This is a genomic window from Pseudomonas sp. IPO3778 (assembly GCF_013386825.1).
Lineage (GTDB): Bacteria > Pseudomonadota > Gammaproteobacteria > Pseudomonadales > Pseudomonadaceae > Aquipseudomonas.
The window spans coordinates 15,216-30,128 of sequence record NZ_JACARC010000017.1; the positions used below are offsets into that span (position 1 = coordinate 15,216).

Here is a 14,913-nt window from a genome sequence, read left to right on the forward strand (position 1 = left end):
TTCCTACCTGCGCCGCTGCTGCCAGGCAGCGGCCAACCCGCTCAGGCAAATCACCCCGATCCCGACCACGGTGGTCAGGTCCGGGGTGTGGTTGAACACCAGCCAGCCCAACAACCCCGCAAACACGATCTGGCAGTAGCCGAACGGTGCCAGCAGTGCCGGCGCCGCGAAGCGGAAGGCCTGGGTCAGCATCAAGTGTGCGGTCATCCCGCACGTGCCCAGCGCCAGCATCAACACCCCATGCCACAGGCTCGGCACTTGCCAGAAGAACGGCACCAGGGCACTCATCACCAAGGTGTTGCACAGCCCGGCGAAGAAGTTGCTGGTGGTCGGCGTGTCGTACTTGCTGAGGATGCGCGTGAGCAGTTGGTAAAAGCAGAAGAACAGCGCGGAGGTCAGCGGCAACAACACCGCCGGCGTGAACAGCTCACCCCCCGGATGCACGATGATCAACACCCCGATAAACCCGCAAATCACCGCCAGCCATTGGCCGCGGGTCACGTGTTCGCCCAGCAGCGGCACCGACAATGCAGTGACCAGGATCGGCGCAAGAAAGTTGACCGCCGTGGCCTCGGCCAACGGGATAAAGTGCAGCGCCGCCGTGAAGAACAGGCTGGTGCCCAACAGGCACAAGGCGCGCGCCACTTGCAGCAACGGCCGTTTGCTGCGCAGCACCCGCAGGCCTGATTGCGGCAGGAAGATCCCGGCCATCAACAGCGTGTGCACCAGGTACCGGGCCCACACCACCATCACGATCGGGTAAAACCCGGCCAGGTATTTGGACAGCGCGTCGTGGCTGGAAAACAGAAAGGTGGCCACCACAATCAGCAAAATGCCTTTGAGCGGGTGGTTGACGCCGGAAAGTGGAGTGCTGAGGGTCATTGCATTCTCTTGAGTGGCAGGCTGAAATGACCGCCGCATACCGCGGCATAATCTAGAACGTGTGACGCGCCTCGCTCAAGAGCATAACCAAACACTGTTCGAACAGCGCACTAAATTGCGGTTATCCAGTCCAACGCTCCACGTCCGCCCGTCCATTGCGCGTTTTTTAACCAAGGCCTTCGCACCATGAAAAAAACCCTGTTTATGCTTTCGACCCTTGCCCTGCTCAGCGCCTGCGATAAACACCCGGAGCCCGCCAAAACACCCGCCCCGCCCTCCATTCAGGCAACGTTGGTACCGCAAGTGCTGCCCACCGACCAATGGGTCGGCAAGTGGATCGGCGTCGAAGGCCTGAACCTGACCATCGCCAAGGACGACAGCATCGGCCGCGGCCACTATGTACTGACCATGAAATATGGCCTGGATGACGATGATTCCGGCACCTTCAAGGGCGAAGCCGCTGAAGACGGCATCACCTTTGAACGCCCCGACGGCCCGCAAATCCTGAGCGCCGGCGACGGCGAAGCCACCGGCCTGAAATGGCTGGCCGACAAGAAGGATTGCCTGATCGTCGACACCGGTGAAGGGTATTGCCGCGACTGACACCAACAACTCCCCGCCGGACACCCCTCACCTGTGGCGAGCGGGCTTGCCCCGCGTTGGGCTGCGCAGCAGCCCCATAACAGGCCAGGGTGTTCTTTTTGGAGGAATTCGGTGTTCTTATTGGGGCTGCTGCGCAGCCCAACGGGGGACAAGCCCCCTCGCCACCGACAGCCGGACTGGCGCCAACCCGACACACCAACAACACTGAGCTGCAGGTTCATCAAGAGGATTGCCACATGCTATGGAAAAAAGGCCGACGCAGCGACAACGTGGTGGACGCCCGCGATGACAGTGGCGGCGGTGGCGGTGGCATGCGCTTTGGCGGCGGCAAAGGCCTGAGCCTGACGGCGATCGTGCTGATCGTCGGCATCGGCTGGCTGACCGGCCAGGACCCGATGCAGATCCTCGGGCAACTCAGCGGCCAACTCACCGAGCAAGCGCCCTCCGTCAGCCCGCAAACCCGCCAGGCGCCGCCGGCCAATGATGAACAGGCCGACTTCGTGCGCGCCGTGCTCGGTGACACCGAAGACACCTGGGCCCAGGTGTTCCAGGAAAACGGCCTGACCTACAAGAACCCCAAATTGATTCTGTTCCGTGGCCGGGTGAATTCCGCCTGCGGTGGCGCCACGTCTGCCAGCGGGCCGTTCTATTGCCCGGCAGACCAGCAGGTGTACCTGGACCTGGATTTCTTCCGGGAAATGTCCCAACGCTTCAAGGCCGCCGGCGATTTCGCCCAGGCCTACGTGATCGCCCATGAAGTCGGGCACCACGTTCAGACGCTGCTGGGCATCTCGGCGAAGATTCAGGCCGCCCGCCAGCAAGGCCGGCAGATGCAAGGTGACGGCGGCCTGCTGGTGCGCCAGGAACTGCAAGCCGACTGCTTCGCCGGGGTGTGGGCCAACCGGGCGCAAAAGCGCCTGAACTGGCTGGAGCCCGGCGATATTGAAGAAGCACTGAATGCGGCCAATGCCATTGGCGATGACCGCTTGCAGCAACAGGGTCAGGGCCGTGTGGTGCCTGACTCGTTTACCCACGGCACCTCGGCACAGCGGGTTCGCTGGTTCAAGACCGGCTTCGCCCAGGGCCAGATCACTCAATGCGACACCTTTACCGCCAAGAGCCTTTAAATGAATAAACGACTGGGTCTGCTGTTAGGTTTGTTGATCACCTGTTCCTCCTCCACCTGGGCCGCCGAGCATGGCGTCAAGGTGGTCAGTCCCGATCGTTTTCACCTGGATGCCGGCGACCTCAGCGTCGGCTTGAGCCAGGACTGGCGCCAGCCGCTGCCTCAGGTCACCCGTGCGCTGATCATCGTGCATGGTCGCTTGCGCAACGCCATGACCTACCTGGAAAGCGGCGAAAAAGCCGCCGAAGCCGCGGGGCAAAACGCCAACACCCTGGTGATTGCACCGCAGTTTCTCAACCAGACCGACCTCAAGCGTAATCAGATCGACAGCCAGACCCTGCGCTGGAACAGCAATGACTGGATGGCCGGCGAGCCGTCCACCGGCCCGGGCCAGATCAGCTCCTATGGCGCCCTGGACCAGATCATCAAGCACCTGGGCAACCGCAAGCTTTTCCCGAACCTGAAGGAAATCGTGGTAGCCGGCCATTCCGGTGGCGGCCAGGTGGTGCAGCGCTTTGCCTTGACCGGCCATGATCACCCGCTGCTGCAAACCGAAGGCATCAGCCTGCGTTATGTGGTGGCCAACCCGTCGTCCTACGCGTACTTCAGCCCGCAGCGTCCGGTGAAATTCGACGTCGCCAGTTGCCCGGGTTTCAACGACTGGAAGTACGGCATGCAGAACCTGCCGGACTACGCCAAGGGGCAAAGTGCCGAGCAGCTTGAGCAGGCGTATGTGTCGCGCAATGTCACCTACCTCTTGGGCCAGCAGGACACCGACCCGAATCACCCGGCACTGGACAAGAGCTGCGGGGCTGAAACCCAGGGCGCGTATCGCTTGATTCGCGGGCACAACTACTTCGACTACCTCAAGCAGCGGCACCCGCAGTTGGGCCACAAACTGGTTGAAGTGCCGGGGGTTGGGCATAACGGGGACGGGATGTTTACGTCGCCTGAAGGGCAGAAGGTGTTGTTCTCCCGCTAACTGACGAAACCGGATCAAAAATGTGGGAGCGGGCTTGCCTGCGATGGCATCCGCTGGGTGTTACTGATACACCGCAGTGTCTGCATCGCAGGCAAGCCAGCTCCCACATTTGATCTTCATTGCCTGGGGTTAGAGCATCCGGCGCAACACCGCGCAATCCTCGGCATGCCAATCCGCCAGTTCCGGCCACGGGTTTTCCGGCAGATTGACCAGCACCGTCTTCGTGCCCGCCGCCCGCCCGCAATCCAGATCAAACCGGTAATCACCGACCATCACCATCGCTTGCGGCGCCACGCCCCACGCTTGCGACAGTTTCAGCAACCCACCCGGATCCGGCTTGGGCGGCGCATCATCACGCCCCAGCACATCCTCGACCGCAAAGCAGTCCGCGAGGCCGATCGCCTGCAACGTCACATGGGCCAGCTCCCGCGCATTGCGCGTCAGGATGCCCAGGCGATAACCCCGCCCGGACAATTCCCGCACCAACTCCACCGCACCGACAGCCGCCACCGAGCCCAGCGCCAACTCGCGCTCATGCTCCAGCAACCAGGCATGTTTGGCGGCGGCTTCATCAGCAGGCAACGCCGCCAGGTGGGTCAGAATATCGTCAGTCGCCGGAATACCCAGCGCCACGCGAATCGCCGCAAAGTCATGCACGGCCACCGTCAGGGTGCCGTCCATGTCGAACACCCAATGCTTCACTTCCGCCAGGCTCATGCCCAGTCCTTGCGATGACGAATCAAGCCTTCCTGCGTGACCGACGCCACCAATTGCCCGGCGCGGTTGTACACGCTGCCCCGGGAGAACCCACGGGAGTTGCCGGCCCACGGGCTGTCCATGGCGTAGAGCAACCAGTCATCGGCACGCAAATCGGCGTGGAACCACAGCGCATGGTCGAGGCTGGCGACTTGCATGTCTTTCTGCCAAACCGTCTTGCCATGGGGCAGCAACGAGGTGGTCAGCAGGCCGAAGTCCGAGGCGTAGGCCAACAGGTATTTGTGCAGCGCCGGCGAGTCGGCCAAGGCGCCATCCGCGCGAAACCACACGTACTTGACCGGGTCGGACGGCTGCGGGTTGTACGGGTCTTTCTCGGTCACCGGCCGCACTTCGATCGGCTTGGGGCACAGCAGCTTTTCGCGCATGTGCTCAGGAATCAGGTGCGCGCGCTGTTGGGTCAGCTCCAGCTCCGACGGCAGGTTTTCCGGGCCGACCACCACCGGCATGGTGGTCTGGTGCTCGAAGCCTTCTTCGTCGTACTGGAACGAGGCGCTGCAGGTGAAAATCGGGTTGCCCTTCTGGATCGCCGTCACCCGGCGCGTGCTGAAACTGCCGCCGTCGCGCACCCGGTCAACCGAATACACCACCGGCAACGCCGCATCGCCCGGGCGCAGGAAGTAACCGTGCAACGAATGCACATGCCGGGTTTCTTCAACGGTCTGGCTGGCCGCCGACAACGACTGGCCCAATACCTGGCCGCCGAACAGCTGGCGAAAGCCCAGGTCCTGGCTGCGGCCGCGAAACAGGTTTTCCTCGATCGGCTCCAGGGTCAGCAGGTCCACCAGATCTTCCAACACTTGGCTCATAAAGCATCTCCTACAACAATCTATTGGGCATTCCGGGCTGCTTATCCGTGCAGCGTGTCCAACCATTGGGCGCGGGTGATGCGATACAACACATGATGCCGCACCGGGTCATCGGCTGCGACCTTGGGGTGTTCAAAATCTGCCAGGGGATCGTAATGCATACCGATGGCCTGCATGACTTTTTGTGATGGCAGATTGGCTTCAGTGGTAAACGCGACGACCTCGTCCAGCTTCAGCCGGTCGAAACCACAACGCAGGGCGGTCCAGGCGGCCTCACTGGCGTAACCCAGGCCCCAGTGCTCCCGGGCCAGGCGCCAGCCAATTTCCACCGCCGGGGTGAACGGGGCGTAGAAGCTCACATTCAGCAAGCCGGTGAGGCCGATGAATTCGCCGCTGTCCTTGCGCTGCAAGGCCCACAGGCCAAAGCCGTACTCGGCGAAATGGCCGCGAATGCGCCCGATCAGCGCGGCGCTTTCCAGGCGGCTCAAGGTGGCCGGGAAATACCGCATCACCTGCGGGTCGGCGCACATGCGCGCAAACTCCGGCAAGTCGGCATCGCTCCATTGGCGCAGCACCAGGCGTGCGCTTTCCAATTCCAGTATCGGCTCCATTGATCCCCCTCCCTTGCCATGTGCGTGAGTGTAACGCGCTGTTAAGATCCGTCGCTGGTTCCCGTCAGAAATCGCCATGCCTTTGCCATTGATCTACCACGACGACTACAGCCCCGAGTTCCCGGCGGACCACCGCTTCCCCATGGACAAGTTCCGCCTGCTGCGTGACCACCTGGTGGAGAGCGGCCTGACCCGGGACAGCCAACTGCTGCGCCCGCAACTGTGCCCAGCCGAGATTCTGGCCCTGGCTCATGAACCTGGGTATATCGAACGCTACATGAGCGGCGAGTTGTCCCGCGAAGACCAACGGCGCCTCGGCCTGCCGTGGAGCGAAGCCTTGGCCCGGCGCACCGTGCGCGCGGTGGGCGGCTCGTTGCTGGCCGCCGAGCAGGCGCTGGAACACGGCCTGGCCTGCCATTTGGCCGGCGGCACCCATCACGCCCACTACGATTACCCGGCGGGTTTCTGCATCTTCAATGACCTGGCCGTGATCAGCCATTACCTGCTGGCCAGCGGGCGGGTCAACCGGGTGCTGATCTTCGACTGCGACGTGCACCAGGGCGACGGCACCGCACGTATCCTGCACAACACGCCGGACGCGATCACCGTGTCCCTGCACTGCGAAAAAAACTTCCCCGCCCGCAAGGCCGAAAGCGACTGGGACATCCCGTTGCCCATGGGCATGGGCGACGCGGATTACCTCAAGGTCGTCGACGACGCCCTCAACTACCTGTTGCCGCTGTATCAACCCGACCTGGTGCTGTACGACGCCGGCGTAGATGTGCACAAGGACGACGCCCTCGGTTACCTCAAGCTGACAGACCAAGGCGTGGCCGCCCGCGATGAAAGCGTGATGCGCCACTGCCTGGGCCGCGATATTCCGGTGGTCGGCGTGATCGGCGGCGGCTACAGCAAGGACCGCCCGGCCCTGGCCCGGCGCCACGGGATTTTGCACCACAGTGCACAGCGGGTCTGGACGTCATCAGGTTGTCACTGAGGCACGCGCGCCCTCCAAAAAGCCTGTCCGTGTGAATCATTGTGCAAATTGCCCCCGCCCCCGCACACTGAAACAAAACTGCCAAAATCCAGGATCACCCTGAACGTCTTTCCGGTTCAGAGCACTCGCGCATGGCAACTTACAAGATCGGCAGCGGCCCCACCCCCGACAATGATGACGCGTTGAAAAAGGTCGCAGCGACCTTCGACATGGCGGTAAATCGCGCACTGTCCGGCCAGAAGGAACCGGCCAACACCCGTGATTTCAAGGTACTGGCCAGCACCGGGGTCACCGACAACACCCGGGACCAGAAGATCGCCGCCGTCAAAGCCAGCGGCGACCCGGTGGCAATCGACCACCTCAACGACCCGAACCTGGCCGACATCAGCAACACCGGGGTGCCCCTGGCCGACATCGCCAGCATCACCAAGCTCTCCGATAACGTGCTGGACCTGAAGACCCGCGAAGGCCAGGACATCATCATTATCAAACAGATGACGCCTTATCTGTTTGATGGCATGGCCAGCAAAGTCGACGGCGTCAACGCCCTGAACCAGAGCAAGGCCGACGGCTACCGCATCGCCCAGGCCGGCGACACCGCGCCCGGGCTGGACACCTACACCGAAATCGGCCCGCCCGATGAAGTAGGCCCGGGGTTTATCCGCTACGAAACCTTGTCAGGCGACAAGGTCATTGTCAGTCGGGAAGTGAACCCCGCCCTGTACGATCAAGTGAAGTCCGACGGTGAAACCTGGGGCCTGATCAACGACAGCAAAAACGCAGGCTACCGCCTGGCCGGCGCCGACGAAGCCGGCAGCGTGAGCCTGGTAGGCACCCCGGAAGAACTCGGCCACGGCCTGATCCGCTATGAAACCGCCTCCGGCGATAAAATCATTGTGTCCCAGAGCATGAGCCCCGACCTGTACGCCTCGGTGGTCAAGGAGTCGAACGGCATCTTCGGCACCGGCGGCGCGGTCGACACCAGTTGGATCGACAACTCCCCCTACGCCAGCGGCGCCAAGGACTGGGACACGATCGCCGGCAACACCGGCAGCGCGCCGACCCAGGAAGAGCGCGACCTGGACCGCCCCCACGCCGCCGCCAAAATGCTCAGCGACAACTGGACCGCGTGGGGCCTGCACGACCGCCCCATCGACTTTTCCAACCCGCCCGCCGACCTGCCGCCCGAGGCCCAAGCGTGCCTCAAGTACCTGGCGGGCAGCCCGAGCCTGATGAATGCCCTCGACAGCGGCGGCCTGGGCAAGAGCGACGGGGTGATTACCCACGCCGATGTGGACAAATTCATCAGCCAGTCGAACAAGGACCTGTCGGCCGCCTCCAGTTCCTACAGCAAGTTCCTCAGCAAGAACCCCGACGCCAGCAGCCTGGCCAAGGAAAACGCCAAGTCCGCCGCCATCGTCATGGCCAATATTTCCCTCGTCAGCAGCGCCGGCCCGCAAATGCAGGGCGACAACCAGCGCGCCAACAATGGCAGCCTGAACGCCACCAACCTCAACGCGATCAAGGATGACGCGGGCCTGAGCACCGAACTGACCGGCGCCGCCGGCTATTGGTCCACCCCCGGCATGCTGCGCACCCTCGACATGGCCGGCGACCTGCCCGCCACCGCCACCGCTGACGGCATCGTTCAGCAGAAAAACCTCGGCGCCTGGCTGGAAAACCAGGCCCCCACAGACGACCACGGCGTGCTGATGATGCTCAGCAACGCCTCGGTGCGCAGCGCGGTCGCGGATGTCGACACTTCCAAGCTGACCCAGGACGTGCTGCAACATCCCGAGAACTATGACGGCAAGACCAAGGCCGCGGTGATGATGGAAATCAGCGACGCCCGCGCGCGCATGGCCGCCAGTGACAAGGTGGGTGACGGCGACCTGTACGCCGGGATCGAGGCCGACAGCGTCTACCACCTCAACCCGACCAAGTCCAAAGTCACCGACCAACTCGACGCCGCCATCGGCCAGCTGTCCGCTGACCCGGACGTGAAGACCTTCCTGTCGCAAAACCAGGCCTCCGGCATGCGGGATATTGCCAACAGCGACCCGGCGATCAAGCACGAACTGCAGGCCTACCAGGACAGCCAGATCAACAGCGGCAACGTGATCAACACCGCCCTGGGCACCCAGGACGCCGACGGCAAACCGCTGTCGCTGATGGACGCCCTGAGCCTGGCCGGCACCGACGCCACCCTGACCGACCTGGCCCTGGGCGGCGACGGCAATGTCGACCTGTCCGCCATTGCCGACAAATCCGGCAAGTCGGGGGACATCCAACAGTACTTCACCGACCATATCCTCAACGGCAAGGACCTGGACGATGCCCTCGCCCAACCGAACGCCGACCCGATGACCGCCATCGGCCAATACGCCGCCCACGCCGCGCTGCTCAAGGAGTTTCTTGGCGACAAGGTGTCGGCCCAGGACGCCTCGACGGTGCAGCAATACGTCAATCAGGCGGTCTCCGACACGTTGGTCAACGGTGCCAGCGATGACGTACTCAAAGGCGCCTTCGGCGACGACAACGGCAACTTCGACGAGGCCAAGACCGAGGCCATCATCGACAAGGCCATGGCCGACGACCCCGACCTGTTCAAGGACGCCACCGGCGCGCAGATCAAACCGCAGGACGTGATCTCGCTGATCCGCTCGATGTGGGACGTAAACCGCCAGGGCCAGAAGATCAGCGACGTGCTGCCCAAGGCTGTTGATGGGCTCAAGCTCAACGCCAGCGATGCCTATAAACAGGGGCTGCTGCACATCGGCAGCGCCCTGCTGGCCGGCGGCGTATTGGCGGCGCGTTCGGCCACCGGCGGCAACAGCCCGGCCGACAACGCCGGGCGCGTGGCGGCGGGCATGCAGTTTGCCGGCCTGCTCACCGAAGGCGGCACCAAATACGCCAAGGAAGCCGGTTATGGCATGACCTGGAAGCCCACGCCGATCGACCCAAGCAAGCCCCAGGGTATCGGCGACTTCCCCACCGGCAAGATGGTGCAGAACACCGACGGCCTCAACCGCCTGGGCAACCTCGGCAAACTGGTGGGCGGCACCGGTAGCTTTATCGGTGGCGTGTTCGGCCTGATCAGCGGGGTAAACAGCGCGTTTGCCGGGGACAAACTCAACGCCGGCTTCTCGCTGACCGGCGGCGCACTGGGCACGGGTGCGGCGGTGGCCTCAATCATCGAAGGCGGCGCAGGGCTGTTCGGCGTGGCCGACGCCGCCGCCATCGCCGGGACCTTTGCCGGCGTGCTCGGCTGGGCGGCAGCGGGTGTGGGCATCGTTACCGCGTTTGTGTTCCCGATCATCGAAGTGGTTAAACGGGAAAAACAACAGGACCAGTTTTTTGGCGACCTGGTACCGGTCCTGGATAAATACGGCCTGACGGGCGGCCCGATCACCCAGCAAGACCGCGACGACGAGTACCCGCCCATCACCAACACCGGCTTTGCCTGATAGCGCCTGCACAAGGGCGTCGCATTGCTTACAATGTGCGCCCTTTCCTTATTGACCAGGCCCGCTGATGTCCGCCACTGCCACCCCCCGCGTTGCCATTATCGGCGGCGGCCCCGCCGGACTGATGGCGGCCGAAGTGTTGAGCCAGGCCGGCATCCAGGTGGACCTGTACGACGGCATGCCGTCGGTGGGGCGCAAGTTCCTGCTGGCGGGCGTGGGCGGCATGAACATCACCCACTCCGAGGCGTACCCGGCATTCCTCTCGCGTTATGCCGAGCGGGCGCCGTTTATGGCGCCGTTGCTGCGAGCGTTTGGTGCCGAGGCGTTGTGTGAATGGATTCATGGGCTGGGCATTGAAACCTTTGTCGGCACCTCCGGCCGGGTGTTTCCCACCGACATGAAAGCCGCCCCGCTGCTGCGCGCGTGGCTCAAGCGCCTGCGGGACCAGGGCGTGGTTATCCACACCCGGCATCGCTGGCTGGGCTGGACCGCCGACGGCAGCTTACTTATCCACAGCCCGGACGGCGAAAAAACGGTCCACAGCGACGCCGTGCTGTTGGCTTTGGGTGGCGGCAGTTGGTCGCGACTGGGCTCCGACGGGGCCTGGCTCACGTTGCTGGAAGACAAGGGGGTGCCGTACACCCCGCTGCAACCGAGCAATTGCGGCTTCGAGGTGTCGGCCTGGAGCGACCTGATGGTCAGCAAATTCGCCGGTGCACCGTTGAAAAACGTCGCCATCGGGTTGGCAGGCGACAAGCCCCGGTTGGGCGAATGCGTGGTCACCGCCACCGGTATCGAGGGCAGCCTGATCTATGCGCTGTCGGCGCCGATTCGCGAGGCCATCAATCGCGATGGATCGGCCACCGTGCATCTCGACCTGCTGCCGAGCAAGCCGCTGGACAAGGTGATTGCGGCGCTGAGCAAGCCGCGCGGGTCACGCTCGATGAGCAAACATTTGCACAGCCAGTTGGGGTTGGATGGGGTGAAGGCCGCTCTGTTGCGCGAATTGGCACCGGCGGAGCACTTCAATGATCCCGCGCAATTGGCAGTCGATATCAAGGCGCTGCCGCTGACGCTGGTGAAAACCCGGCCGATGGATGAGGCCATCAGTACCGCTGGCGGTGTGCCGTTTGAGGCGCTGGATGAGCGGCTGATGCTCAAGCAATTGCCGGGCGTGTTTTGCGCGGGCGAGATGCTCGATTGGGAAGCACCGACGGGCGGGTATTTGCTGACGGGGTGTTTTGCCAGCGGGCAGGTTGCCGGGCGTGGCGTACTGGAATGGTTGAACGCTAGCTGATTACCTGTGGCGAGGGAGCTTGCTCCCGCTGGGCTGCGTAGCGGCCCCAAAAAAAGCGGGAGCGCTGCGCACTCCAGCGGGAGCAAGCTCCCTCGCCACAGTGACCTTACTTCTTCTTACGCGGACCCGTATTAAACGCAGGCACCTTACGCACTGGCTTGATCGAAGGCTCCGCCACCGACACTTCACCACTTTCCACCCACTTGCCCAGGTTGCGCTTGCCGCCACCGGACGTCTTGGGTTTCTTCGGCTTTTTCGGTTTCTTCACCACTTGGCCCGTGGCATCGGTGTCCGGCACGCGATGCTCCGGCTCAAAGTCCTGCTCCATCTTGCGGGTCAATGTCTGGCGGGTGAGCATCTCAATGGCCGACAGCATGTTCACTTCATCGGCACACACCAGGGAAATCGCCTCGCCGGTGTTGCCCGCACGACCGGTACGGCCGATGCGGTGGATGTAATCCTCGGCGACGATCGGCAGGTCAAAGTTGACCACCAGTGGCAAGTCTTCGATGTCCAGGCCACGGGCCGCCACGTCGGTGGCCACCAGGATCTGCACGTCGCTGCTCTTGAAGCGATCCAGCGCCCGCTGGCGCGTGGCTTGTGGCTTATCGCCGTGGATCCCGTCGGCATTGATACCCAGGCCCTGGAGTTTTTCCACCAGTGCATCCACACCGTTACGGGTTTTGGCGAACACCAGCACCTGCTTCCAGCGGCCCTTGCGCATCAGGTGCACAAACAGCTCCGCCTTGCGCTTCTTGTCCACCGGCACCACCCATTGCTTGACGGTGTTGGCGGCGACGTTGCGCGGGCTGACTTCGACGGTCAGCGGGTCGTTGAGCATCTGCCCGGCCAACTGGCGGATCTCGTCGGAGAACGTCGCGGAGAACAGCAACGTCTGGCGCTTTTTCGGCAGCATGCGGTAGATGTTCGCCAGTTCTTCGGAGAAGCCCAGGTCGAGCATCCGGTCGGCCTCGTCCAGCACCAGGGTTTGCAGCTGATTGAGTTTCAGCGCGTTCTGGCGGAACAGGTCGATCAGGCGGCCAGGGGTGGCCACCAGCACATCGACACCCTTGCGCAGCTTCATCATCTGCGGGTTGATGCTCACGCCGCCGTACACGGCGTACGTGGTCAGCGGCAAGTTTTGGGCGTACTCGGCGACGCTGGCGTGAACCTGCTCGGCCAGCTCGCGGGTCGGGCACAGGATCAGCGCGCGTACTGAGTTGGGGGTGACTTTCGGCCCTTCCATGGTCAGCAATTGCAGCAGCGGCACGGCGAAACCGGCGGTCTTGCCGGTGCCGGTCTGGGCCGCGGCCATCAGGTCGCGACCGGCCAGCACGGCCGGAATGGCTTGGGCCTGCACCGGCGTCGGGGTCTGGTAGCCAAGCGTCTCAAGGGCGCGCAGCAAGGGTTCGATCAGGCCAAGGGTGGCGAAAGTCATGGAATTACCGTAGGAAAAGTTCAGCGCAAGGTCGCAATGCGCCGCAGTTTACCCTAAATCCGGTTTCGGCTTTCGCCACTGTGGCAGGCTGATCAGCAGCACCGCGCTGATGATCACCAGCATCGCCAGGGCTTCTTCCTTGCCGATGGTCTCACCGACAAACACAATCCCGAGCAACACCGCCACCGCCGGGTTGACGTAGGCATAGCTGGTCGCCGCCGCCGGGCGCACGTGCTTGAGCAGGTACATATAGGCATTGAAGGCGATGATCGAACCGAACACCGTCAAGTACGCCAGGGCCAGCCAGCCTTCCAGCGGCGGCATGGCTTGCAGGTGCTCGCCGCTGACGGCACTGAGCACCAGCAGCACAAACCCGGCAATCAGCATCTCCGCCGCACTGGCCATGGCACCCTGGGGCAGCGGCAAATGCTTGCTCCACACCGAACCAAAGGCCCAGGCCGCCGCCGCAAAAATCAACAAGGCCGCGCCACTTGGGCTCGATTGCAGGTTGGAGCCCATATTGAGCATGGCGATGCCGATAATCCCCAGCACTACGCCGGCCCATTCCAGACGGGTATTGCGTGCACCCCAGAAATAGCCACACAGCAAGGTAAACAACGGCACCGTCGCCACCGCCAACGCGGCCACACCGGACGCCACGCCCGTATGCTCGGCCACGCTCACCGCACCGTTACCAAAGGTCAGCAGCAAAATGCCAATCTTCGCGGCGGCCTTCCACTGAACCCAGGTCGGCGCCGGGGCCCCGCGCCAGCGCAGGAAGCCATACATCAGCGCGCCTGCCGTCATGAAGCGGATCCCCGCCAGCAACAGCGGCGGCCAGTACTCCACACCAATGCGAATCACCAGGTAGGTAGACCCCCAGATCACGTACAACGCAAAAAAGGCGGCGATCAACGGTAAGGGAAAGCGACGTGGGCCAGGCATTGGGCAGCTCTTGCGGCAGGACAAAGGAGCGTTATTTTAGGAATCTGCGCCTATAAACATAAGTTACAAAACCTGTTTAAAGCGCCCGTACACTTTTCAAAGCATGGTTATCAACGCTATAAACCGTGCATTCGAAAGCCACGTATTCCCGGAGCCTTATCATGGACAAATACGACCGCATGCTTCTCAGCGCCCTGCTGGAAGACGGCCGCGCGTCCTACGCGCAATTGGCGCGCACGGTAAACCTGTCGGCGCCCGCCGTGGCTGAGCGAGTGGCGAAACTGGAAGCCAGTGGTGTGATTACCGGGTACCAGGCCAAGGTCGACCTGTCGAAGGTGGGGTTGCCGATCCAATGCGTGATTGAGTTACGGTTGACCAATCATGGGAGCCAGAAGGTGTACGACGCGCTGGCGGAAATTCCTGAGTTGACTGAATGCCACCGGGTGACCGGCGATCCATGCGTGATTATGCAGGCGGCGGTGGGCTCGATGCCGGAGCTGGAGAGTTTGATCAACCGGGTGGCTAAGTTCGGGTTCAGCAAGACCTCGATCATCTTGTCGAGCGCGATAGAGCGGCGGGTGCCGTTGGGGCAGTTGGAAGGGAATGGGAAGAATGGTGGCTGAACACGCCGCTCGGCAGCTCGTTCCCACGCTCTGCGTGGGAACGCATCCGGTGACGCTCTGCGTCACGACTTCAAGAGCGGACGCGGAGCGTCCAAGGCGGCATTCCCACGCGGAGCGTGGGAACGATCGCCATTTCCTTCCTCATACGCCTACTTTTTAAGGGCCAGCAAGACTGATCCCTTTCATTTACAGGACCTTTCCTAGAAAATCCCACGGCCTTGTTTCGGCCGGACCACGTAGCTAGTCTCGCTCGGTCATCGAACAATCGGTGACCGGACGTGCAAGTCCGATTCGCCAAGGTGCACACGTACCAACCCCCTCAACGTCTGGTTTTGATGCTAGGCGTTTATCTGTTATGG

The 14,913-nt window shown here is 62.8% G+C and carries 13 protein-coding genes; 7 read left to right on the forward strand and 6 right to left on the reverse strand.

Annotated elements, in window-relative coordinates; all coding sequences use genetic code 11:
- Positions 1–3 precede the first annotated feature (3 nt).
- Complete coding sequence (locus tag HX855_RS06525; protein WP_003215531.1) at positions 4–882, reverse strand: DMT family transporter; 879 nt, start codon at positions 880–882, stop codon at positions 4–6.
- A gap of 186 nt (positions 883–1,068) precedes the next feature.
- On the opposite strand from HX855_RS06525, the gene HX855_RS06530 reads away from it, so the two are divergent.
- From HX855_RS06530 to HX855_RS06540, 3 genes are all read left to right on the forward strand, one after another.
- Entirely contained in the window at positions 1,069–1,485 is a 417-nt protein-coding gene (locus HX855_RS06530; RefSeq protein ID WP_177082739.1) for a hypothetical protein, read from the forward strand.
- Positions 1,486–1,721: 236 nt separating this feature from the next.
- Positions 1,722–2,612 (forward strand): neutral zinc metallopeptidase, encoded by an 891-nt coding sequence (locus HX855_RS06535; protein WP_003215526.1) that lies wholly within the window; start codon positions 1,722–1,724, stop codon positions 2,610–2,612.
- On the forward strand, positions 2,613–3,593 hold the full coding sequence (locus tag HX855_RS06540; RefSeq protein ID WP_177082741.1) for an alpha/beta hydrolase: 981 nt from the start codon (positions 2,613–2,615) through the stop codon (positions 3,591–3,593). It abuts the gene before it with no gap.
- A 129-nt stretch (positions 3,594–3,722) separates the two neighbouring features.
- On the opposite strand, the gene HX855_RS06545 is transcribed toward HX855_RS06540, so the two are convergent.
- Genes HX855_RS06545 through HX855_RS06555 form a run of 3 tightly spaced genes read right to left on the reverse strand, consistent with a single transcriptional unit; the run spans position 3,723 to position 5,787 of the window.
- Positions 3,723–4,310 carry an HAD family hydrolase gene (locus HX855_RS06545; RefSeq protein ID WP_177082742.1) on the reverse strand — a complete coding sequence of 196 codons (588 nt, stop codon included), beginning with the start codon at positions 4,308–4,310 and terminating at the stop codon, positions 3,723–3,725.
- On the reverse strand, positions 4,307–5,176 hold the full coding sequence (gene tesB / locus HX855_RS06550; RefSeq protein ID WP_010174840.1) for an acyl-CoA thioesterase II: 870 nt from the start codon (positions 5,174–5,176) through the stop codon (positions 4,307–4,309). Before tesB ends, HX855_RS06545 begins: the two co-directional genes overlap by 4 nt.
- Positions 5,177–5,217: 41 nt before the next feature.
- Positions 5,218–5,787, reverse strand: coding sequence for a GNAT family N-acetyltransferase (locus HX855_RS06555; RefSeq protein WP_177082744.1), 570 nt, complete (start codon positions 5,785–5,787; stop codon positions 5,218–5,220).
- Between the two features lie 76 nt (positions 5,788–5,863).
- Between HX855_RS06555 and HX855_RS06560 the strand changes: the two genes are divergently transcribed.
- From HX855_RS06560 to HX855_RS06570, 3 genes are all read left to right on the forward strand, one after another.
- Positions 5,864–6,784 carry a histone deacetylase gene (locus tag HX855_RS06560; RefSeq protein WP_177082746.1) on the forward strand — a complete coding sequence of 307 codons (921 nt, stop codon included), beginning with the start codon at positions 5,864–5,866 and terminating at the stop codon, positions 6,782–6,784.
- A 131-nt stretch (positions 6,785–6,915) separates the two neighbouring features.
- Positions 6,916–10,251 (forward strand): type III effector HrpK domain-containing protein, encoded by a 3,336-nt coding sequence (locus HX855_RS06565; RefSeq protein WP_177082748.1) that lies wholly within the window; start codon positions 6,916–6,918, stop codon positions 10,249–10,251.
- Between the two features lie 67 nt (positions 10,252–10,318).
- Positions 10,319–11,548: a TIGR03862 family flavoprotein gene (locus HX855_RS06570; protein ID WP_177082750.1), complete on the forward strand. Its 1,230-nt coding sequence runs from the start codon at positions 10,319–10,321 to the stop codon at positions 11,546–11,548.
- Positions 11,549–11,654: 106 nt separating this feature from the next.
- On the opposite strand, the gene HX855_RS06575 is transcribed toward HX855_RS06570, so the two are convergent.
- Both HX855_RS06575 and yedA read right to left on the reverse strand, forming a co-directional pair.
- Complete coding sequence (locus tag HX855_RS06575; protein ID WP_177082752.1) at positions 11,655–12,986, reverse strand: DEAD/DEAH box helicase; 1,332 nt, start codon at positions 12,984–12,986, stop codon at positions 11,655–11,657.
- A gap of 48 nt (positions 12,987–13,034) precedes the next feature.
- Positions 13,035–13,931 (reverse strand): drug/metabolite exporter YedA, encoded by an 897-nt coding sequence (yedA, locus tag HX855_RS06580; RefSeq protein ID WP_177082754.1) that lies wholly within the window; start codon positions 13,929–13,931, stop codon positions 13,035–13,037.
- Between the two features lie 161 nt (positions 13,932–14,092).
- On the opposite strand from yedA, the gene HX855_RS06585 reads away from it, so the two are divergent.
- Complete coding sequence (locus HX855_RS06585) at positions 14,093–14,554, forward strand: Lrp/AsnC family transcriptional regulator (RefSeq protein WP_010174823.1); 462 nt, start codon at positions 14,093–14,095, stop codon at positions 14,552–14,554.
- Positions 14,555–14,913 lie beyond the last annotated feature (359 nt).

Bases quoted from the DNA above. Each gene is read 5' to 3' on its own strand.
- HX855_RS06525 (WP_003215531.1), bottom strand. From the start codon at position 882: ATGACCCTCAGCACTCCACTTTCCGGCGTCAACCACCCGCTCAAAGGC.
- HX855_RS06530 (WP_177082739.1), top strand. From the start codon at position 1,069: ATGAAAAAAACCCTGTTTATGCTTTCGACCCTTGCCCTGCTCAGCGCC.
- HX855_RS06535 (WP_003215526.1), top strand. From the start codon at position 1,722: ATGCTATGGAAAAAAGGCCGACGCAGCGACAACGTGGTGGACGCCCGC.
- HX855_RS06540 (WP_177082741.1), top strand. From the start codon at position 2,613: ATGAATAAACGACTGGGTCTGCTGTTAGGTTTGTTGATCACCTGTTCC.
- HX855_RS06545 (WP_177082742.1), bottom strand. From the start codon at position 4,310: ATGAGCCTGGCGGAAGTGAAGCATTGGGTGTTCGACATGGACGGCACC.
- tesB (WP_010174840.1), bottom strand. From the start codon at position 5,176: ATGAGCCAAGTGTTGGAAGATCTGGTGGACCTGCTGACCCTGGAGCCG.
- HX855_RS06555 (WP_177082744.1), bottom strand. From the start codon at position 5,787: ATGGAGCCGATACTGGAATTGGAAAGCGCACGCCTGGTGCTGCGCCAA.
- HX855_RS06560 (WP_177082746.1), top strand. From the start codon at position 5,864: ATGCCTTTGCCATTGATCTACCACGACGACTACAGCCCCGAGTTCCCG.
- HX855_RS06565 (WP_177082748.1), top strand. From the start codon at position 6,916: ATGGCAACTTACAAGATCGGCAGCGGCCCCACCCCCGACAATGATGAC.
- HX855_RS06570 (WP_177082750.1), top strand. From the start codon at position 10,319: ATGTCCGCCACTGCCACCCCCCGCGTTGCCATTATCGGCGGCGGCCCC.
- HX855_RS06575 (WP_177082752.1), bottom strand. From the start codon at position 12,986: ATGACTTTCGCCACCCTTGGCCTGATCGAACCCTTGCTGCGCGCCCTT.
- yedA (WP_177082754.1), bottom strand. From the start codon at position 13,931: ATGCCTGGCCCACGTCGCTTTCCCTTACCGTTGATCGCCGCCTTTTTT.
- HX855_RS06585 (WP_010174823.1), top strand. From the start codon at position 14,093: ATGGACAAATACGACCGCATGCTTCTCAGCGCCCTGCTGGAAGACGGC.